Origin of the sequence: Vibrio mimicus CAIM 602, from assembly GCF_000338875.1 — a bacterium.
GTDB lineage: Bacteria > Pseudomonadota > Gammaproteobacteria > Enterobacterales > Vibrionaceae > Vibrio > Vibrio mimicus.
In genome coordinates this window covers 369,960-389,670 of sequence record NZ_AOMO01000024.1, presented here as the reverse complement: position 1 = coordinate 389,670, position 19,711 = coordinate 369,960, and the positions used below count along the sequence as shown (strand labels likewise).

The window sequence follows — 19,711 nt, the reverse complement described above, 5'->3', positions numbered from 1 at the left end:
CCGAGAGTTTAATCAAGCGGTTAACGCGTCGGCTATCACCTAAGTTGGCATGTTGAAAGACATGTTTAGCCCATTGTGCAGAGTTTGATATAAAGTTCATAGTGTTTGCCTGATGTTGTAATGAAGATCAGATCGACAACATCAAACAGAGTTCAAAAAAATCCCCCGTACTTGACGGGGGATTTGTGTATAAGAGACAGGCGTAATGCGGCTTTTTGACGATCAGGCTTAGCTAAATGCTTAAGCAACTTGAAGTGCAAAGAGTGGGTTTTGCGCAAGATGATCTTGAATGGAGCTGAGAAGCTGCTTTTGTTCTTGCTCCGAACGGAAAACACCTTGAGTACGACCCCATACCGGACCTGGCCATGCCATGTCATGAGTAAAGCGAGCGATATGATGGATATGCAGTTGTGGCACCATGTTCCCAAGTGCGCCCAGATTGAGTTTATCGGGCGAAAATAAGCTTTCTAATGTTTGGCAAACGATCTGAGATTCAACCAAAAACTGTTGTTGCTCATTCATTGGCAAATGATGCAATTCACGTAGGTTTGGCTTCTGAGGTACCAAAATAATCCAAGGTACGGCGGAGTCTTTATGTAAAAGAGCAACACAGAGCGGGAAATGTCCGATGACGTCGGTATCTTTTTTCAGTTGTGGGTGCAGTTCAAAATTCAGCATGACATTGGCCTCATAAAGAGAAATGCGTTTCCATCAATGGTTGAGTTAAGAGGATAAAAAAGGTTGGCAATGTGCCAACCTTTTGTGCAACTCAATTACATTCTTTCGAGTGTTTCAATACCCAATAGAGCAAGACCTTGCTTGATGGTTTTGGCCGTCAATGCAGCGAGCTTCAAGCGGCTCTGTTTAACACTTTCTTGTTCAGCCACCAAAATTGGGCAGGCTTCGTAGAAGCTAGAGAAAATACCAGCCAGTTCAAATAGGTAGCTACACATGATGTGTGGCTGACCTTCGCGAGCCACTGACTGAACCGCTTCTTCGAACTGAAGCAGTTTGGCGATCAGAGCTTTCTCTTTTTCTTCAGTAATTTGGATATGTCCAGTTAGCTCGTTCATATCCACGCCTGCTTTAGCAAATACAGAAGCGACACGGGTATAAGCGTACTGCATGTAAGGGGCTGTATTGCCTTCAAACGCCAACATATTGTCCCAATCGAACACATAATCTGTGGTGCGGTGCTTAGAAAGATCCGCATATTTCACAGCGGCCATCGCGACAGTATTGGCAATCTTAGCTTTTTCGTCAGCTGATAGATCTGGGTTCTTTGATTCGATTAGCGCTTTTGCACGTTCTTCCGCTTCATCCAGCAAATCAGCCAAGCGAACGGTACCGCCTGCGCGAGTTTTGAATGGACGGCCATCTTTGCCCAGCATCATGCCAAACGCATGGTGTTCTAAGCTGACTTGCTCTGGGATATAGCCCGCTTTACGCACGATAGTCCACGCTTGCATCAAGTGTTGATGTTGACGTGAGTCGATGAAGTAAAGTACACGATCGGCACCAAGCGTTTCATAACGGTATTTCGCACACGCGATGTCAGTCGTGGTGTACAGGAAGCCGCCATCACGTTTCTGCACGATAACGCCCATCGGTTCGCCATCTTTATTTTGGAATTCATCAAGGAATACCACTTGAGCGCCATCGTCTTCTACTGCCAAGCCTTTGGCTTTAAGGTCGCTAACAATCAGCGGCAGCATGTCGTTATACATGCTTTCACCCATCACGTTTTCGCGAGTGAGAGATACGTTAAGGCGGTCGTAGTTACGCTGGTTTTGAATCATGGTGACGTCAACCAACTTCTTCCACATCTCTAGGCAGAATGGGTCGCCACCTTGCAGTTTCACCACGTAGTTACGCGCAGTTTCAGCAAACTGTTCATCTTCGTCATACAGCTTTTTCGATTCACGATAGAAAGCTTCGAGGTCAGACAGCTCCATCGAGATTTCGCCAGATTCTTTTTGCACGCGCTCAAGGTTGGCGATCAACATACCGAACTGAGTACCCCAGTCACCAATGTGGTTCGCACGAATCACCTTATGGCCTAGGAATTCCAGAGTTCGCACGACTGCATCACCGATGATGGTTGAACGCAAGTGACCTACGTGCATCTCTTTTGCTACGTTAGGAGCAGAGTAGTCAGCCACGATGGTTTTTGGAGCTTCTTGAGCAACGCCAAGGCGTTCATCCGCCAGTGCTGCTTCTGCTTGTGCAGCCAAGAATTCTTCGCTTAAGAAGATATTGATAAAGCCAGGGCCTGCGATTTCAGTTTTACTCGCAATGCCTTCTAGGTTGAGAACATCCAAGACTTTTTGTGCAAATTCTCGAGGATTGGTACCCAATTGTTTGGCTGCACCCATAATGCCATTCGCTTGGTAGTCACCAAATTGTGCTTTTGCTGATTGACGAACCAGAGCAGGGGTGCCTGCTGGTGCGCCTGCGGCTTCGATAGCCTGAGAAACTCGATCATTGATCAGTGCTTGGATATTCACACGCTTACCCTTCAATTCAAGGAAATAGGTAGGAATGCCATCATTTAGGGAGTGAGGCATGTCACAATAACATTAGTTAATTGGCGGCCATGATAACAATATTCAGCTTATCCACCTAGGGAGAAACGCAGGAAATTTTCACCTTTTTCCGTCAATCTTGGTAGTATCGCGCTCAAACAGGCATTTTAAGGCAATCAGATGCAACAACAACTTTGTGAGACAGGGCTTGCCCCGGAACAACTGCTCGGAAAACTCGACACATTCATCGCAAAAATAGAGCAGTTGCTTGATCTTTTAGGCTTGGATCTGCGAGCTAATCAGCTAGACCACATTGCACTGCGAATTAATGAACAAGAGTTGGCGCAAGCAGCACATCAGGCTTGGCTGGCTTATGGTGAAGAAATCTCTTGCGCGCAGATTAATGGTCGTCCGATTATCGTGATTCGCTTTAATGAGCCGCTGCGTTCTAGTCATTGGCAGATTGAGTGTCTTGAATTGCCTTACCCTACGTTGGGCAAAACCTATCCAGAGCAGAGTTGGGAACACGTTGAGTTTGTGATTTCGTCACAGGCGCAGAGTGTGCAAGCCTTCTGTGATGAACTGAAAGCACATTACCCATTGCTTGCAGAAAAATGGGATGAACTTGCTGAACAAGGCATCAAAGTAAAGCTTTCGAGCCCACAAGGTGAAGGCGAACGCTTAGCCAATCCAACGGTTGCGTTTCAGTGGCAAGGGGTGTGCATTAAACTGCATCCACACCCGTTACAAACTATTGTTGAGTCGGAAAGAGCTTAGTCTTTTAACCGATATCGTAAGCTTTCGGACGTAATTGAAATTCCTCTACTGAGCCGATTTCCTGACCAAGTTGCAGGGCGGGCGAATCGTGGTGCGCTCGCCCTTGTGTATGCATGATCAAACGGTGAGCCGTTCTTGGTTTGAGTTCGTTGACCACAAAGCGAATCATGTCTGTACGGCTCAGGTTTTTGAGTTCTTCAAGAACCTTCTCTCGTTGATAAAAATCGGTATCTTTATTGCCAATCGCAACCCATAAGCGTTGTGCTCGCACGCGCAAAGTTGGGTCTGGTGCCGATATTTGATTCCACAAACCGCGCTTACTGCTGTGCCATTGATATTCGTTCAATTCAAGCAGCACCATGTATAAGGCATTCAAGAATTCATCAATCGCGCGGATCAATTCACTCGGCGGAGCTGAAGGTGATTGAACATACAGAATCAATCCCGGGTGACGGTTGAGCGGCATATTGCCAGTTCCCACCATATAGCCAAGCTGTTGTTTTGTGCGGATTTCGTGGAAGAAAGTTGCCGACATCAAATGGTTTGCCAGTGAGTACAAGGCGATGCTGCGCGGGCTTATCTCTTCACATTGGTAGTAAACCACAATCGCAGAATCATCTTGTTGGCAATTAACCTCACGTTGGAACGTTCCATTCTTTCCTAGCATGATCAGAGGTCGGAGCGACTCTTCGTAGGTCTGCCCATGAACGCGAAGCGCATCTTTCAACACTTCCGCCATTTTTTGTGCTTCTGCTGCTGGCCAGTCACCATAAACAAACATTTCAACGTGCAGTTGCGACAAGATGGCATCAACAAAATCAGCCAATTCTTCCACTTGCACATCTTCAATGGCTGCCAGCAAATCGGCATAAGGTGGGTTATTGGGTTGCAGTAACCCAGTCATCGCATTAAACAGTTGGGATATGGGCTTATCGTGCGCGGCATTGCGCCAGTTTCGGATCATCTGCTGTTTGATGGTCGCAAAACGTTTATGCTGAAAATCACGTTGGGCAAATTTATGTAAAATCACTTCCATCAATTGTGGAAGTTTCTGGCTAAAGCCAGAAAGCGTCAGAGTCACGCCACCTTGATGTGCATACAGGTTGTAGCCCATCCCTGCGATTTCCGCTTGATAGGTTTCTTTGGCGAGGGCATCCAAAAACATCTCGACACACAGGCGAGTCATTACGATGTTGCGACAGTTAGCCACAGCGTGTGGGCTGTCGATTGCGATGTAAATCACCCCTTTGGGGACATTAAATTCAGTGTCCTGTTGATGCCAAAGTTTAAAACCGGGTAAGTCTTGCAATACCTGTGGCAGTTGACTGGCTTCTTTGATTTCAGAAGGATCAAGCTCATAACAGATAAACGGATTAGGCTCAGGTAAGGTGAGCGGTAAATCTAATGGCTGATGGAACATATTCAGCTGCTCAGTGCTGAAAGGCTGCACCGAGTAAGGCGTAAAGTACCATTGCGCCGCTTTATCAAAGTCATCACCCTTGGCAATCAAGGTTGCACGCAGGTTTTCTGGGGTCAGATAGCTCAGAATATGTTTGAGTAGCGGCTCATCATAACCCGCCATCATGTAGTCCCCATAAGCAGTATCTTCAGGGGCATAGTGCTGCATATTCACTACCAAGTGGCTTACCATATCCAGCGGGCGTTGTGTTTCTTGAAAACGAAAAGCGGATTCAAGCACGGCGCGTTTTTCTTGATAACGCCATTCCTGCAATCCTTGAGTCGCGATCAGAACCAGCGTTTGGAATAAGCTTTGAATGATCTCATCAACATGTTCTAGCCCCTCAGGGGTGAGCACACAACTGACCGCAAACTCACGGTAGTTACTGCCACTTACACCGCCACCGGCAGAGAGAGTTGTGATCCAACCTTTATCTTTCAGCGCTTGCAGCAAGCTGCCTTCACCTTCATAACCGATTAGATGAGCAAAGTAGGAAAGAGGCTTTTTCTGATAGTAACTTTCAGTGCTTGGCATCGGGAAAGCCAGTATTAGCTTGCGGATCTCTTTGAGTGGCTCAACTCGGATCAGAATTCCGGTGTGTTCATCACAAACAAAAGGAGGCAAAGGTTTGATGTCGCGATGTGGATTAGGAATTGCGGCGAAATACGTTTCAGCCCACTCTTCAAGCTCATCAAAACTTTGTGAACCAATTAACGCTAAAGTCATCAGCTCGGCAGAGTAATGTGATTGATAGAACTCGATAATTTCATCGCGAATGGAGCTGTTTTCACGATCTCCCAAAGTTTGCTGATTCCCGACAGAGAATTTGCTAAACGGATGCTGTGGGTTAATGGTTTCCTTTTGCACTTGATAGAGGCGGCGTGACTCATCTTTAATTTTGAGTTTGTATTCAGAGTCTACGGCTTGACGCTCTTTATCTAGCGCTTCGGCATTAAATAGGGGAGCGATAAAAAATTGGCTAAAACGGTCAAGCGCTTTAGCAAAGGCATTCGGCACAACATCAAAGAAGAAGCAAGTGTGTTCGGTGCCCGTCCATGCATTATTGGAACCACCATGTTGACTGATAAAAGCTTGAAATTCTCCAACTTTAGGGTATTTTTCTGTGCCCAAAAACAGCATGTGTTCAAGATAATGAGCTAACCCTTGGCGCTCGATGGGATCATCAAAATGCCCTACGTTGACAGCCAGAGCAGCAGCACATTTAGGTGCTTCAGAATTCTGGATGAGTAAAGTCCGCAAGCCATTGCTCAACGTAAGATAACGGTACTGGTGAGTATCATTGGGGCTGATATGCACAGCAATTCTCCGGATTGATAGGGGCAAAGACGAGTCACAGAACACCAAACTGACACATCGTACTATTATTACTCCTGTCAGTTTAGTCTGTAGCTTGGCTTTTTAATAGACTGTTAACGAAGTCGAAGTCTTTGCTCAGACTGCTGTTATAATCAAAAAATCAAGCAGCCAGAGACTGCATAGCGTAGGTAGTGTACATGAAGATTTATATTATGCGTCATGGTGAAGCGCAGCAGTTTGCCTCTAGTGACGCGGAAAGAGCATTGACTGATCGAGGCCGCCATGAATCCGAAGCGGTTGCCCGAGCATGTGCTCGCCAACGAGACGTCCAATCGTTCGATCTTGTGTTGGTGAGTCCCTACTTACGGGCTCAGCAGACCTGGGAGCTATTGGCTGAGCATTTCTCCGTTCGTAAAGTAGAAACGTGTGACGGTATTACTCCTTATGGTCAATCGGATCGCGTGTTTGATTATTTATCCGCTTTGATTGAAGTCGATCAGCTTGAGTCGCTTCTGTTGGTTTCTCATCTCCCTCTAGTCGGCTATTTGGTGTCTGAATTTGTGGAAGGGATGATTCCGCCTATGTTCCCAACCTCAGGAATGATCTGCATCGAATACGATCCTGTGACGCAAACAGGACAACCTTTGTGGAATGTGCATCCTTAAAACAGACGAGTCACGAATTCTTATTGAATGCATGATGAGAGCCTTAAGTGGCTCTCATCGTTTTTAACTTATTGTTTTAATGATGATTCGCTGTCTTATTGAGATTGCCATAAAATTGACGTATACGCTGGACTGAAACTTGCATTACAGCAATCGCGTTTTAGCTGCGCTCCATTGATGTTCCGATTAACCATTAAGTGACTGCCAGAAATCTATGAAGTTTACTCTGCCATTTGCGGACAAATTGCCTTCTATCCCACAGCGCAGCATGCCAGCCATCGGTGCACCGGTCATGGTTTTGGCGGCATTGGCGATGGTTGTCCTCCCAATGCCCGCGTTTCTGCTCGACTTATTCTTTACTTTCAACATTGCCTTATCGCTGGTGGTGTTGCTGGTTACCGTATATACGCGGCGTCCACTGGATTTTGCGGCATTCCCTACCGTATTGTTGATCGCCACCTTACTGCGTTTGGCACTAAACGTGGCCTCAACTCGGGTTGTATTGCTGTATGGTCATGAAGGCCCCGGTGCTGCGGGTAACGTGATTGAAGCCTTTGGTAACGTTGTGATTGGCGGAAACTACGCTGTGGGTCTGGTAGTGTTCCTTATCCTGATGATCATCAACTTCATGGTAGTAACCAAAGGTGCGGGACGTATTTCTGAAGTAAGTGCTCGCTTTACCTTGGATGCCTTGCCCGGTAAGCAAATGGCAATTGATGCTGACTTGAACGCAGGTCTGATCGATCAAGAGCAAGCCCGTGTGCGCCGCTTTGAAGTAACCAAAGAAGCAGACTTCTACGGCTCGATGGATGGTGCGTCAAAATTCGTTAAAGGCGATGCGATTGCCGGTATTTTGATCCTATTTATCAACATTATCGGCGGTTTGAGTATCGGGATGATTCAATACGGTCTTGGTTTCAGAGAAGCGATTGAAATCTATACCTTGTTGACGATCGGTGATGGCTTAGTGGCTCAAATCCCTTCATTGCTCCTCTCAATTGGCGCTGCGATCATGGTAACGCGTCAAAATACCGATGAGGACATGGGACAGCAGGTCATCTTCCAGTTATTTGATAACCCTAAAGCCTTAACCATTACCGCTGCGATTCTTGGCGTAATGGGCATTGTGCCGGGGATGCCACATTTTGCTTTCTTATTATTGGCAAGTTTGGCAGGCGGAGCCGCTTATTGGATGCACCGTAAGCAAAAAACCAAAGCGCAAAATAAACAGCTCCCGGCTAAGAGCGAGGCGGATGCGCCAACCCAACGTGAACTGTCATGGGATGATGTACAACCCGTTGATGTAATTGGTTTGGAAGTGGGATACCGCCTAATTCCGTTGGTGGATAAAGACCAAGGCGGGGAACTACTCGAACGAGTCAAAGGGGTGCGCAAAAAACTGTCGCAAGATTTTGGCTTCCTTATCCCTCCTGTGCACATTCGTGACAACTTGGAGCTGACACCGAATAGCTACCGAATCACCTTGATGGGGGTTGCGGTGGGTGAAGCTGAGATTCGCCCCGACCAAGAGCTGGCGATAAACCCGGGACAGGTGTATGGCATGATCGATGGCGAGCGCACGCGTGACCCAGCTTTTGGATTGGATGCTGTATGGATCCGTGAAGAGCAGCGTGAACATGCACAAGCGCTGGGTTATACCGTGGTGGATTCGTCCACCGTATTGGCAACCCACTTGAGTCAGCTACTCACCAATAATGCGGCACAGTTGATTGGTCACGAAGAAGTGCAGAACTTGTTGGAAATGCTTTCACGCTCTGCGCCTAAATTGGTGGAAAACTTTGTGCCTGACCAGCTATCGCTTGGTGTGGTGGTGAAAGTGCTGCAGAACTTACTGCACGAAGCGATTCCGATCCGAGATATTCGCACGATAGTACAAACCCTCTCCGAATACGCCAGTAAGAGTCAAGAACCCGACATTTTGACTGCGGCTGTGCGCATCTCGCTAAAACGGCTAATCGTCCAAGAAATCAATGGTGTAGAGCCAGAGCTGCCTGTGATTACCTTGATTCCTGAGCTGGAACAAATTTTGCATCAAACAATGCAAGCTTCGGGTGGCGAATCGGCCGGTATTGAGCCGGGACTGGCAGAAAGACTGCAAATGGCGTTAAGCCATGCTACCCAAGAGCAGGAGTTGAAAGGGGAACCCGCAGTATTGCTGACATCTGGCGTATTGCGTTCAACACTGGCGAAGTTTGTGAAAAATACCATTCCCAACCTTCGTGTGCTCTCCTATCAGGAGATCCCCGATGAGAAACAAATTCGAATTGTGCAGGCCGTGGGTAATTAATCGTCCGCACGTTTTTTAAAGACGGAAATCTGCTTTGAAAATAAAACGATTTTTTGCCAAAGATATGAAAACTGCGCTGCTTCAGGTCAAAGAAGAACTGGGCGTGGATGCGGTGATCATGTCGAATAAAAAAGTCGCGGGCGGGGTCGAAATTGTGGCGGCGGTCGATGGTGATACTACACCTGCGCCAGCTAAACGTTACAGCTCGCAGCCTAGACACGGCTATAACCAAGTTTCTCCCTCAGTCGCTCCGACCAAGAGCCGAGAATTGGTAGATGATCGCGTCAGTCTACAGTCGAATGCAGACAGCGGCCGTTCTATGACCCAACGTTTTGCCAACATGCTGAAGCAATACAGCAATGGTACAGCGGATGAACAAGAGCATCGTGCGGAAAACGAAGACTCACTCTCTGCGCTCCTCAAGCGTCAATCAGAAAATCGTGCACCACAAAGAGGCGTGAACAATAGCAACGATCGTCAACGTCCTGACTCTGCACTGAGCAAATTGCTGCAAGATGATGCCAATTCACGTCGCAAACCTCGACTTGATCCTACTCGCTATGACCGAAAAACGCCGGATGAACCCATGGTGGCGGTGAGCGAATTGGAATCGATGCGCGAAGAAATGACGTCCATTCGTCGTCTGCTGGAGCATCAAGTTTCTGGATTAATGTGGCAAGAAGTGGAGCGTCGTGAGCCGCTGCGTGCCATGTTGATCAAACGTTTAGAACGCATGGGTGTTTCTTTGGAAATGGCTGACCAACTGGCTTGCTACATTCCTGAAGACACGCCTCCTCCTAAAGCGTGGAAGGCACTGCTGGGCTTGGTATCAGACCAAATTCCAGTGGTCAAACATGACATTCTTAAACGCGGTGGTGTCGTGGCGCTACTTGGGCCTACTGGCGTAGGTAAAACCACAACCGTAGCCAAACTCGCTGCACGTGCTGCGATGGAATACGGTTCAGACAACGTCGCCCTAGTGACAACAGACACTTATCGTATCGGCGCGCACGAACAATTATCGATTTATGGCCGAATTATGGGATGTCCTGTAAGAGTTGCTAAAGATTCCAACGAGTTAGCCGATGTAATCTATCAGCTACGTAATCGTCGCCTGATTTTGGTCGATACCGCAGGGATGGGGCAGCGAGATGTTCGGTTGTCAGAGCAGCTTGATACCTTGATGCAAGAGAGCGGAGAGACCATCCACAGCTATCTCGTTTTGCCTGCGACAGCGCAGCGCAAAGTGCTACAAGAAACTATTGAGCATTTCAGAAGGATACCACTTTCTGGATGCATTATGACCAAACTAGACGAATGCCTGAGCTTAGGCGAGTTCGTTAGCGTGGTTGTACAAAATGCGTTGCCTGTAGCGTATATCGCTAATGGACAACGAGTGCCCGAAGATATCGTAATCGCGCAACCCAAATACATGGTCGCAAAGGCAAACGAATTGCTAGAGAAGTCGACTGAAGATGAACCTCATTACTGGACCAGTGATTCAGAGAGATTCTAGGCGGCGGACAGGTATGACAAACAAAATGATATATGACCAAGCAAGCGGCCTACGTCGCTTAACGCAACCCTCAGTGACCAAAGTGATTTCGGTTACCGGGGGCAAAGGTGGTGTAGGGAAATCGAATGTCACCCTAGGCATGGCTATCTGCATGGCAAAACAGGGCAAAAAAGTCATGGTGCTGGACGCCGACTTAGGGCTCGCCAATGTTGACGTGATGCTCGGCATTCGCCCTAAACGCAACCTAGGCCATGTTTTAGCGGGAGAGTGTGAACTCAAAGATGCCATTGTTGAAGGTCCACATGGTATTCGTATCATCCCGGCAACCTCTGGTACTCAATCGATGACCGAGCTATCACATGCACAGCACGTGGGATTAATTCGGGCATTTGGCACTCTTGAAGATGAGATGGATATTCTGCTCATCGACACTGCTGCAGGCATCTCTGACATGGTGGTGAGTTTCTCACGCGCCGCGCAAGATGTGGTGGTAGTGGTATGTGATGAACCTACGTCAATCACCGATGCGTATGCTTTGATTAAGCTACTGAGCAAGGAGCATCAAGTTCAACGATTTAAAATTGTTGCTAATATGGTGAGAAGTTATCGTGAAGGCCGTGAATTATTTGCTAAATTAACATTAGTGACAGAACGGTTTTTAAATGTGAGCTTGGAACTTGTGGCTTGCATCCCACTCGACGACAATGTGCGTCAAGCAGTGAAGCGACAAAAAATCGTGGTGGATGCATATCCACGCTCGCCAGCTGCACTGGCGATCAGCTCACTCGCAAACAAAGCGTTAACTTGGCCGATACCACGGACACCAAGTGGACATTTAGAGTTTTTCGTTGAACGCTTACTTAATCGGTCAGAAACAGTAGGGGAACCTTTCGGTGAATAAAGCGCTTACATACGATCAATACGGAAATCTTAATAGCCAGCAGCTATTTCTTGAGAAGTACTCTGTATTGGTTAAGCGTATCGCTCATCATTTAATTGGTCGTCTTCCCCCAAGCGTTTTGATTGAAGATCTCATTCAAGCTGGCATGGTTGGCTTGCTTGAGGCACAAAAAAATTATGATGGAAGTAAAGGCGCGAGCTTTGAAACCTATGCCGGAATTCGGATTCGTGGAGCTATGCTCGATGATATCCGTCGTGGTGACTGGGTTCCGCGATCCGTTCACAAACATAATCGGGAAATCAGTCAAGCGATTGCCGTTCTTGAGGGAGAACTCAATCGCGATCCAACGGATGCTGAAGTGGCGAAGTTTTTAGAAATGTCGCTAGAACAATATCATAGCGTGCTGATGGACATTAACTGTTCACGCATTGTTGGGATAGAAGATCTCGGCGTTTCTGATGACGCAATTTCACCGTTTGAAGAGGGCGAAGATAATTCGCCTTTTCATGGTGTCGCTGAAGAATCTTTCCGCAAAGCACTCGTTGAATCAATAAAATCGCTCCCGGAGCGTGAAGCTTTGGTACTTTCGCTCTATTATGATGAAGAGCTAAACTTAAAAGAAATTGGTGAGGTACTTGGAGTTAGTGAATCTCGCGTCAGCCAGATACTCAGCCAATCAATGCAGCGACTAAGAACAAAGTTAAGTTCTTGGACTCGGAATGATTAAATATCACTGATCTCAAACTCAGTGGAGGCAATTTTGAATAAAAACATGAAGATCCTTATTGTTGATGACTTTTCAACAATGCGCCGAATCGTTAAAAACCTACTTCGAGATCTGGGGTTCAATAACACGCAGGAAGCGGACGATGGCCTCACGGCATTGCCTATGCTCAAGAAAGGTGATTTTGACTTTGTGGTCACAGACTGGAACATGCCAGGAATGCAAGGTATTGACCTGCTCCGTAACATCCGCGCTGATGAAGAATTGAAACATCTGCCTGTGCTCATGATTACGGCTGAAGCCAAACGTGAGCAAATCATTGAAGCCGCTCAAGCGGGTGTAAATGGTTACATCGTTAAGCCATTCACCGCTGCTACGCTCAAAGAAAAATTAGAGAAAATATTTGAGCGTTTATAAGGCTTTTGCTGCGGCAAAAGGTGTTCTATTCACACGCGCAAAAGGCTGATTCAGGATGATTTCATTAGAACAGGCTAAAGAACTCGTGCAACTTTTGGAACAAGGGCAGCAAGATGATGCGAATCGTCTTCTCACCTATGTCTATGAGTCCGCAAATAATCCCATGTTCAAAGAGATAGGAATGTTGACACGGGATCTACACGAAGCGCTGAATAATTTTCACATTGATGAACGTTTCAGTGAAATTGCGACCGATGAAATTCCAGATGCTCGGGAAAGACTGCATTACGTTATTCAGAAAACGGAAGTTGCGGCGAACAAAACAATGGATGCAGTAGATCGGTGTATGCCGATCGCCGACAAATTACATGATAGTTTGCTCCAGATTCGTCCTGAGTGGAACGGCTTGATGAACGGTCGGATTGAACTCATGCACTTCAAATCACTGTGTCACCGGATTGACGATTTGCTATCGCAAGTTGAAGGTGACAGCAGTGAATTACGTGGAGAACTGACCGAAATCCTGATGGCACAAGACTTCCAGGATTTAACAGGGCAGATCATCAAACGCGTGATTAATCTGGTGAATGAAGTCGAAAATCGATTAGTAGAAATATTGAAGGTTTTCGGCGCGACGCAAAAAGAACAAAAAGCAGATAAGACGACCGTTGCACCAACTGAGCCTGAGGGACCTATTATGAACCCTCACGAAAGAGTTGATGCTGTCTCATCTCAAGACGAAGTTGACGATTTGTTATCGAGTCTTGGATTTTAGGGGTAACCTATGAGCTACGAATTAGACGAAGACATCCTGCAGGACTTTCTGGTAGAAGCCGGCGAAATTTTGGAGCTGCTCTCTGAGCAGCTCGTTGAACTGGAAAATAACCCCGAAGACAGAGATTTGCTGAACGCCATATTCCGTGGTTTTCATACCGTTAAAGGCGGTGCGGGTTTCTTGGCGTTATCTGAGTTAGTGGAAACCTGTCACGGCGCAGAAAACGTGTTCGACATTTTACGTAATGGTCAGAGACATGTTTCCCCTAGCTTAATGGATACCATGCTGAAAGCATTGGATACCGTTAATGAACAGTTCCGCGCGGTACAAGATCGTGAACCGCTGCAACCTGCCGATCAAGAACTCCTCGATGAACTTCATCGTTTAAGTAAACCTGCTTCAGATGATGAAGCAGAAGAAGAGCACTTTGATGAACCCGAAGAAGAGTTTGTCGAAGAGGTCGTTGAAGACATTCTTGAAGAAATCGCTCCTGAAGTTGAAGAGATCGTTGAGATACCAGCACCGACCAATAACACCGTTATTGATAAAGGTTCGATTGACGACATCACTGATGATGAGTTCGAAAAGCTGCTTGATGAACTGCATGGCAAAGGCAAAGCACCAGGTACTGAGCAAACTAAAGCGCCTGCTGCGCCAGTAAAAGCCGCGCCAGCCGCAAGCTCTGATGTGAGTGGTGATATCACAGATGATGAGTTTGAAAAGCTACTCGATCAGTTGCACGGTGTTGGAAAAGGTCCATCAGTCGAATCATCTGCGCCATCTCAACCTGCTGCTCCTAAGGCTGCGGATGTTGCTAAACCGGCCGCTGCAGCAAAATCAGCCCCTGGTGGCGATGATTTAATGACAGATGAAGAGTTTGAAAAACTCTTGGATGAGCTGCATGGCACGGGTAAAGGCCCGTCAGTTGAAGAGCTAGATATGGCGACTCGTCCTGTTGCCACCAATACCGCTTCATCTGAACCTAAAGCATCAGAAAGCAAAGCACCCGCTGCCAAACCAGCCGCTGCGCCAGCAAAACCGGTTGCTAAGCCTGCCGCTGCGCCGAAACCAGCAGCAAAAGAAGCACCAGCAAAAGCACCAGCCGTAAAAGAGGCGGATGACTCTCGTGAAGTTGCGGTCGCAGGTGGTGCGAAGAAAGCCCAAGCAGAATCTACAGTTCGTGTAGACACTTCAACGCTAGACACCATCATGAACATGGTGGGTGAGTTGGTGTTAGTACGTAACCGACTATTAAGCCTTGGCCTGAATAGTAACGATGAAGAGATGTCCAAAGCCGTAGCCAACTTAGACGTGGTTACAGCAGATCTGCAAGGTGCGGTAATGAAAACGCGCATGCAGCCAATCAAAAAAGTATTTGGTCGTTTCCCTCGCGTAGTTCGTGACTTGGCGCGTAGCTTGAATAAAGAGATCGATCTTGAGCTACGTGGTGAAGAAACCGATTTAGATAAAAACTTGGTAGAAGCACTCGCCGATCCATTGATTCACTTGGTGCGAAACTCGGTTGACCACGGTATTGAAATGCCGGATGAGCGTGCCAAAAATGGCAAATCGCGCACAGGTAAAGTTATACTTTCAGCGTCTCAGGAAGGGGATCATATCGAACTGGCCATTGTGGACGATGGCGCAGGTATGAACCCGGACAAACTGCGTTCTATCGCAGTAAAACGCGGAATTATGGATGAAGATACAGCCTCGCGTCTGTCTGACAAAGAGTGTTTTAACCTGATTTTCATGCCGGGCTTCTCCAGTAAAGAACAGATTTCCGATATTTCTGGTCGTGGTGTAGGGATGGATGTGGTGAAAACCGCCATCAACACACTCAATGGTTCGATTGATATCGACTCCACGATTGGCAAAGGCACAAAAATCACCATTAAAGTGCCGCTGACACTGGCCATCCTACCGACCTTGATGGTAGGAGTTGCCAATCACCCATTTGCGCTGCCTTTGGCGAGTGTGAATGAGATCTTCCACTTGGATCTACGTCGTACCAACGTGGTTGATGGTCAGCTGACTATCATAGTGCGTGAAAAATCAATTCCGCTGTTCTACTTACAAAACTGGTTAGCACCGAAGAAAGGCAAAGCACAGCTTCGTCAAGGTCATGGACATGTCGTGATTGTGCAAATCGGTAGCCAGCGCGTTGGCCTTGTGGTTGATACCTTAATCGGCCAAGAAGAAGTGGTGATTAAGCCGCTTGATAAATTGCTACAGGGTACCCCAGGTATGTCTGGTGCAACCATCACGAGTGATGGTCATATCGCTCTGATTTTGGATGTGCCGGATCTGCTTAAGCAGTATGCCGCAGCTTCTAGAATCTGATTAGCGGTACAACGATAAGGATAAACATGGCGATTAAAGTATTAGTTGTTGATGATTCGAGTTTTTTCCGTCGTCGCGTGAGTGAAATCATCAACTCCGAATCGCGCTTAGAAGTCATTGATGTTGCTGTAAATGGTAAAGAGGCCGTAGAAAAGGCCGCTCGACTCAAGCCAGATGTGATTACCATGGATATTGAAATGCCCGTCATGGACGGCATTTCAGCCGTGCGTGAAATTATGGCTAACAATCCAGTGCCGATTCTGATGTTCTCTTCGCTGACTCATGACGGTGCGAAAGCGACACTAGATGCCCTAGATGCAGGTGCGTTAGACTTTTTGCCTAAAAAGTTTGAAGACATTGCCCGTAACCGTGATGATGCAGTGACTCTGCTTCAGCAACGAGTGCTATCCATTGCGTCGAAAAAAATCTTTTTACGTCGCCCATCGATAGCGCGTCCAACGCCAGCGTCATCTTTGTCGACAGCAAGTTCATCAGTGGCGCAAGAGCGCGCAACTTCATCTACATCGGCTGCGGGTAATCGTACGGCAGCGCCAGTCAGTGCTGCGGCTCGCTTCAAAGCAACCGGTAAGAAATATCAGCTAACGGCCATTGGCACCTCAACAGGTGGCCCGGTTGCGTTACAGAAAATTCTGACTAAGTTGCCAGCTAATTACCCACATCCGATCGTTTTGATCCAACACATGCCAGCAACGTTTACGGCTGCTTTTGCGAGCCGACTCAACTCACTGTGCAAAATTGAAGTCAAAGAAGCGGAAGATGGTGACGTGCTACGTCCTGGTGTTGCTTATTTGGCTCCGGGCGGTAAGCAGATGATGTTAGACGGACGCCCAGGTGCTGCGCGATTGCGCATCATTGATGGTGGTGACCGAATGAACTACAAGCCATGTGTAGACGTGACTTTTGGTTCAGCCGCAAAAATCTATGGCGACAAAGTGTTGTCGATGATTTTGACTGGTATGGGTGCTGACGGACGTGAAGGGGCGCGAATGCTGAAACAAGCAGGTGCGACCATTTGGGCACAAGATGAAGAGAGTTGTGTGGTGTACGGAATGCCACAGGCGGTAGCCAAAGCGGGAATCTCAACAGAAGATCTACCGCTTGACAGAATCGCAGAGCGCATGCTGGTAGAAGTAGGGCTCGCATAAGGAACCACAATGATCGTTTGGAGTGTAGCAAACCAAAAAGGTGGGGTAGGAAAAACCACCACAACGATTACATTGGCCGGCTTGTTAAGCCAGCAGGGTAAGCGTGTCCTGCTGGTCGATACGGATCCGCATGCCTCGCTGACCACCTATCTGGGCTATGACTCTGATGGTGTGCCAGCCAGCTTATTCGACCTTTTTCAATTGCGTGAATACAATGAGGCTTCTGTTAGGCCTCTGATCTTAAACACCGACATTCAGGGTATTGACCTCATTCCTGCGCACATGTCACTGGCGACACTGGATCGCGTGATGGGTAATCGCAGTGGAATGGGGTTGATCTTAAAACGTGCATTGCTCGCGCTGCGCCATGCCTATGATTATGTTCTGATCGATTGCCCGCCGATTTTGGGGGTAATGATGGTGAATGCATTGGCGGCAAGTGATCGCATACTTATCCCGGTGCAAACTGAATTTCTGGCTATGAAAGGGCTAGAACGCATGGTGCGTACACTGGCGATTATGCAGAAATCGCGTAGTCGCGAATTCAAAGTCACCATAGTGCCGACCATGTATGATAAGCGCACGAGAGCTTCTCTGCAGACGTTGAATCAGTTGAAAAAAGACTATCCGGATAAAGTTTGGACCTCAGCGGTGCCTATCGATACCAAGTTCCGTGATGCCAGTTTACAACGTTTGCCCGCATCGCATTTTGCTGAGGGCAGCCGCGGCGTGTTCGCGTACAAGCAGCTTCTGCTTTTTTTAGAGAGGCTAGCGATCGATGAGTAGCGCGTTGATATCCAGCGAACAAGCACTTAACGACTACTTCACTGCGTTATTGGATGAAGAAGCGGCAGAGTTTGAGCAAACAATGCCCAAGCAAGATTCTACTTGGGAACTGGCTCCTGTTGTTCAGTCTGTGCCGAACAAAAGCTACTTTGATGCGGAAGTTGAAGAACTCGAACTCCCCAACTTAGAAGATGTTCAGCGTTTACTGAGCCAATTAGAGTCGAGCAACCCAGTCGCGGATTTGGATCTTGAGCAGATTCTTGAAGAGAACACAGCCAAGATTGCTCGCGTTGAACCTGTGGTTCAACCAACCATTGTGGTGGAAGAGATCCAAGAATGGCAAATTGAAAGCGACTATGTTGAGCCAGAACTTGCGATTGAAGAAGAAATTGAGCCTGCTTACGTAGAAGCGGAGCCTGAAGTTGATATCGCAGTTGCTGAGGTTGTGCCTGAGGATGTGGTCGAAACTTCTGTTACTCCTGAAACACAAGCTGGGCAACATAAACTGGGTACTTGGACTAACACGATTCGTGAGAAAGATTTCCAAGTGCTCTATTTTGACGTAAATGGTGTCACTTTTGCGGTTCCACTGGACGAGCTTGGTGGGATTCATCGTATGAGTACCCTTAACCATCTTATTGGTCGTCCGCCATGGTATTTGGGTCTGCAAACTAATCGAGATTCACAGCTTGATGTGGTGGACACAGCGAAATGGGTAATGGCTGAAAAACTGCATGACGATAGTTATAAGCAAGCTTATCAGTACATTGTGATGTTGGGTGAGAGTGCATGGGGACTCGCCAGCACTCAGCTCATGGGCACGGAATTGCTCAGTACAGAAAAAGTGCGGTGGCGCGAACAGGTCGGTAAACGTCCTTGGCTCGCTGGCATGGTGAAAGAAAAAATGTGCGCTTTGATCCATGTTCAAGCATTGGTAGCTATGCTTAATGCAGGGCTTGATGTAAAAGCACTGGAAAATTAAAACATTGGGTGTCGGAAACGACTCAGAGAGGGAAAGGTATGTCTCAGGCGAATGAAGTGAAAGTCAGAAAAGAAAAGTCGAACGATGAAGTACTTCAATGGGTGACGTTCCAATTGGAAGAAGAAACGTACGGCATTAACGTAATGCAAGTGCGTGAAGTACTGCGCTATACAGAAATTGCTCCAGTACCGGGCGCGCCTGATTATGTATTAGGCATCATCAACTTGCGCGGTAACGTAGTGACAGTTATTGACACTCGTTCACGTTTTGGCCTGATGCAAGGTGAGATCACTGATAACACACGTATTATTGTGATCGAATCAGAACGTCAAGTGATCGGTATCCTAGTTGATAGCGTAGCTGAAGTGGTTTACCTGCGTTCATCAGAAATTGATTCAACCCCAAGTGTGGGTACTGATGAGAGCTCGAAGTTTATCCAAGGGGTAAGCAACCGCGATGGCAAACTGCTGATTCTGGTGGATCTGAATAAGTTCTTAACCGATGAAGAATGGGACGACATGGCTCATATGTAATGGTTGATTTGATTTGGTTAACCCCTCCTGTTATGGCGGGAGGGTTGGTTTTTGTTGTTTTGTGCATCATGTTGGCGTTGTGGCGTCTCAAGCGTGGTCAACATCGTCAAAGTGAAACCTTACGCCAGCAAATCCGCAATCTGGATAAAGAGCTACAAAAATCAAACAAACAGTTGCTTGAAGTTCGTTCAGTGATGGTTGGCTTAGGGCAGAAAGTCAGTGAGCAACAAGACATCATCCGTCATTTGAATGAACGTTTGCTTGAGCTAGAGAATACGGACTCAGATGCGCGTCTGTATACTCGTGCCAGCAAAATGGTTCAATTGGGGGCGGATCTTAATGAACTCATCCAAGAGTGTGAGCTACCCAAAGCAGAAGCTGAGTTGATGATGTCTTTGCAGAATAAGCTGGCAGGCAAGGAAAGCATTCCTCCTCTTGAAAGCCACCCTGAGGGACGAGGTCAAGCGAGAAAAGCCAAACCTTAATTCATACAAGTTTGCTGTATTTCGAAGGAAGC

At 47.3% G+C, this 19,711-nt stretch carries 18 protein-coding genes; 14 read left to right on the top strand and 4 right to left on the bottom strand.

The window, feature by feature from the left end:
- From D908_RS20420 to argS, 3 genes are all read right to left on the bottom strand, one after another.
- Positions 1-100: transposase DNA-binding-containing protein (locus D908_RS20420; RefSeq protein WP_134815413.1), on the bottom strand; the 100-nt coding region annotated here is incomplete at its 3' end.
- A gap of 140 nt (positions 101-240) precedes the next feature.
- Positions 241-678 (bottom strand): HIT family protein, encoded by a 438-nt coding sequence (locus D908_RS12425; protein ID WP_000931473.1) that lies wholly within the window; start codon positions 676-678, stop codon positions 241-243.
- 95 nt (positions 679-773) lie between these two features.
- Entirely contained in the window at positions 774-2,507 is a 1,734-nt protein-coding gene (argS, locus tag D908_RS12430) for an arginine--tRNA ligase (RefSeq protein ID WP_005523738.1), read from the bottom strand.
- Positions 2,508-2,705: 198 nt separating this feature from the next.
- Here argS and D908_RS12435 point away from each other — a divergent pair, with 198 nt between their 5' ends.
- Positions 2,706-3,302, top strand: coding sequence for a VOC family protein (locus tag D908_RS12435; protein ID WP_005523735.1), 597 nt, complete (start codon positions 2,706-2,708; stop codon positions 3,300-3,302).
- A 4-nt stretch (positions 3,303-3,306) separates the two neighbouring features.
- On the opposite strand, the gene D908_RS12440 is transcribed toward D908_RS12435, so the two are convergent.
- Positions 3,307-6,078 (bottom strand): insulinase family protein, encoded by a 2,772-nt coding sequence (locus D908_RS12440; protein ID WP_005523733.1) that lies wholly within the window; start codon positions 6,076-6,078, stop codon positions 3,307-3,309.
- Positions 6,079-6,275: 197 nt separating this feature from the next.
- Between D908_RS12440 and sixA the strand changes: the two genes are divergently transcribed.
- From sixA to flrD, 13 genes are all read left to right on the top strand, one after another.
- The gene (gene sixA, locus D908_RS12445) at positions 6,276-6,743 is read left to right on the top strand and encodes a phosphohistidine phosphatase SixA (RefSeq protein WP_005523731.1); all 468 of its coding nucleotides are present in this window, start codon (positions 6,276-6,278) and stop codon (positions 6,741-6,743) included.
- Positions 6,744-6,957: 214 nt separating this feature from the next.
- Complete coding sequence (gene flhA, locus D908_RS12450) at positions 6,958-9,051, top strand: flagellar biosynthesis protein FlhA (RefSeq protein ID WP_000673277.1); 2,094 nt, start codon at positions 6,958-6,960, stop codon at positions 9,049-9,051.
- A 34-nt stretch (positions 9,052-9,085) separates the two neighbouring features.
- Positions 9,086-10,567, top strand: coding sequence for a flagellar biosynthesis GTPase FlhF (gene flhF / locus D908_RS12455; protein ID WP_005523729.1), 1,482 nt, complete (start codon positions 9,086-9,088; stop codon positions 10,565-10,567).
- A gap of 13 nt (positions 10,568-10,580) precedes the next feature.
- The gene (locus tag D908_RS12460; RefSeq protein WP_000182546.1) at positions 10,581-11,468 is read left to right on the top strand and encodes a MinD/ParA family protein; all 888 of its coding nucleotides are present in this window, start codon (positions 10,581-10,583) and stop codon (positions 11,466-11,468) included.
- Positions 11,461-12,195 carry an RNA polymerase sigma factor FliA gene (locus tag D908_RS12465; RefSeq protein ID WP_001030416.1) on the top strand — a complete coding sequence of 245 codons (735 nt, stop codon included), beginning with the start codon at positions 11,461-11,463 and terminating at the stop codon, positions 12,193-12,195. Before D908_RS12460 ends, D908_RS12465 begins: the two co-directional genes overlap by 8 nt.
- A gap of 45 nt (positions 12,196-12,240) precedes the next feature.
- Entirely contained in the window at positions 12,241-12,609 is a 369-nt protein-coding gene (gene cheY, locus D908_RS12470; RefSeq protein ID WP_000697870.1) for a chemotaxis response regulator CheY, read from the top strand.
- Between the two features lie 55 nt (positions 12,610-12,664).
- A complete protein-coding gene (locus D908_RS12475) occupies positions 12,665-13,384 on the top strand; it encodes a protein phosphatase CheZ (RefSeq protein ID WP_005523724.1) in 720 nt (239 codons plus the stop codon).
- Positions 13,385-13,393: 9 nt separating this feature from the next.
- Positions 13,394-15,727 carry a chemotaxis protein CheA gene (locus tag D908_RS12480; RefSeq protein WP_005523722.1) on the top strand — a complete coding sequence of 778 codons (2,334 nt, stop codon included), beginning with the start codon at positions 13,394-13,396 and terminating at the stop codon, positions 15,725-15,727.
- Between the two features lie 26 nt (positions 15,728-15,753).
- On the top strand, positions 15,754-16,893 hold the full coding sequence (locus D908_RS21430; RefSeq protein WP_005523720.1) for a protein-glutamate methylesterase/protein-glutamine glutaminase: 1,140 nt from the start codon (positions 15,754-15,756) through the stop codon (positions 16,891-16,893).
- A gap of 9 nt (positions 16,894-16,902) precedes the next feature.
- A complete protein-coding gene (locus D908_RS21425) occupies positions 16,903-17,679 on the top strand; it encodes a ParA family protein (RefSeq protein WP_000637672.1) in 777 nt (258 codons plus the stop codon).
- Positions 17,672-18,661 carry a chemotaxis protein CheW gene (locus D908_RS12495; RefSeq protein WP_005523718.1) on the top strand — a complete coding sequence of 330 codons (990 nt, stop codon included), beginning with the start codon at positions 17,672-17,674 and terminating at the stop codon, positions 18,659-18,661. Before D908_RS21425 ends, D908_RS12495 begins: the two co-directional genes overlap by 8 nt.
- A 38-nt stretch (positions 18,662-18,699) precedes the next feature.
- The gene (locus D908_RS12500) at positions 18,700-19,194 is read left to right on the top strand and encodes a chemotaxis protein CheW (protein WP_000075895.1); all 495 of its coding nucleotides are present in this window, start codon (positions 18,700-18,702) and stop codon (positions 19,192-19,194) included.
- Positions 19,170-19,679 carry a flagellar transcriptional regulator FlrD gene (gene flrD, locus D908_RS12505; protein ID WP_080551371.1) on the top strand — a complete coding sequence of 170 codons (510 nt, stop codon included), beginning with the start codon at positions 19,170-19,172 and terminating at the stop codon, positions 19,677-19,679. Before D908_RS12500 ends, flrD begins: the two co-directional genes overlap by 25 nt.
- The last annotated feature ends 32 nt before the right edge of the window (positions 19,680-19,711 follow it).

Excerpts from the sequence above, each read along its gene's own strand:
- D908_RS12475 (WP_005523724.1), top strand. The coding sequence starts at position 12,665 with ATGATTTCATTAGAACAGGCTAAAGAACTCGTGCAACTTTTGGAACAA.
- D908_RS21430 (WP_005523720.1), top strand. The coding sequence starts at position 15,754 with ATGGCGATTAAAGTATTAGTTGTTGATGATTCGAGTTTTTTCCGTCGT.
- sixA (WP_005523731.1), top strand. The coding sequence starts at position 6,276 with ATGAAGATTTATATTATGCGTCATGGTGAAGCGCAGCAGTTTGCCTCT.
- D908_RS12500 (WP_000075895.1), top strand. The coding sequence starts at position 18,700 with ATGTCTCAGGCGAATGAAGTGAAAGTCAGAAAAGAAAAGTCGAACGAT.
- D908_RS12460 (WP_000182546.1), top strand. The coding sequence starts at position 10,581 with ATGACAAACAAAATGATATATGACCAAGCAAGCGGCCTACGTCGCTTA.
- D908_RS21425 (WP_000637672.1), top strand. The coding sequence starts at position 16,903 with ATGATCGTTTGGAGTGTAGCAAACCAAAAAGGTGGGGTAGGAAAAACC.
- flhA (WP_000673277.1), top strand. The coding sequence starts at position 6,958 with ATGAAGTTTACTCTGCCATTTGCGGACAAATTGCCTTCTATCCCACAG.
- D908_RS12495 (WP_005523718.1), top strand. The coding sequence starts at position 17,672 with ATGAGTAGCGCGTTGATATCCAGCGAACAAGCACTTAACGACTACTTC.
- D908_RS12480 (WP_005523722.1), top strand. The coding sequence starts at position 13,394 with ATGAGCTACGAATTAGACGAAGACATCCTGCAGGACTTTCTGGTAGAA.
- D908_RS12435 (WP_005523735.1), top strand. The coding sequence starts at position 2,706 with ATGCAACAACAACTTTGTGAGACAGGGCTTGCCCCGGAACAACTGCTC.
- flrD (WP_080551371.1), top strand. The coding sequence starts at position 19,170 with ATGGGACGACATGGCTCATATGTAATGGTTGATTTGATTTGGTTAACC.
- cheY (WP_000697870.1), top strand. The coding sequence starts at position 12,241 with ATGAAGATCCTTATTGTTGATGACTTTTCAACAATGCGCCGAATCGTT.
- D908_RS12425 (WP_000931473.1), bottom strand. The coding sequence starts at position 678 with ATGCTGAATTTTGAACTGCACCCACAACTGAAAAAAGATACCGACGTC.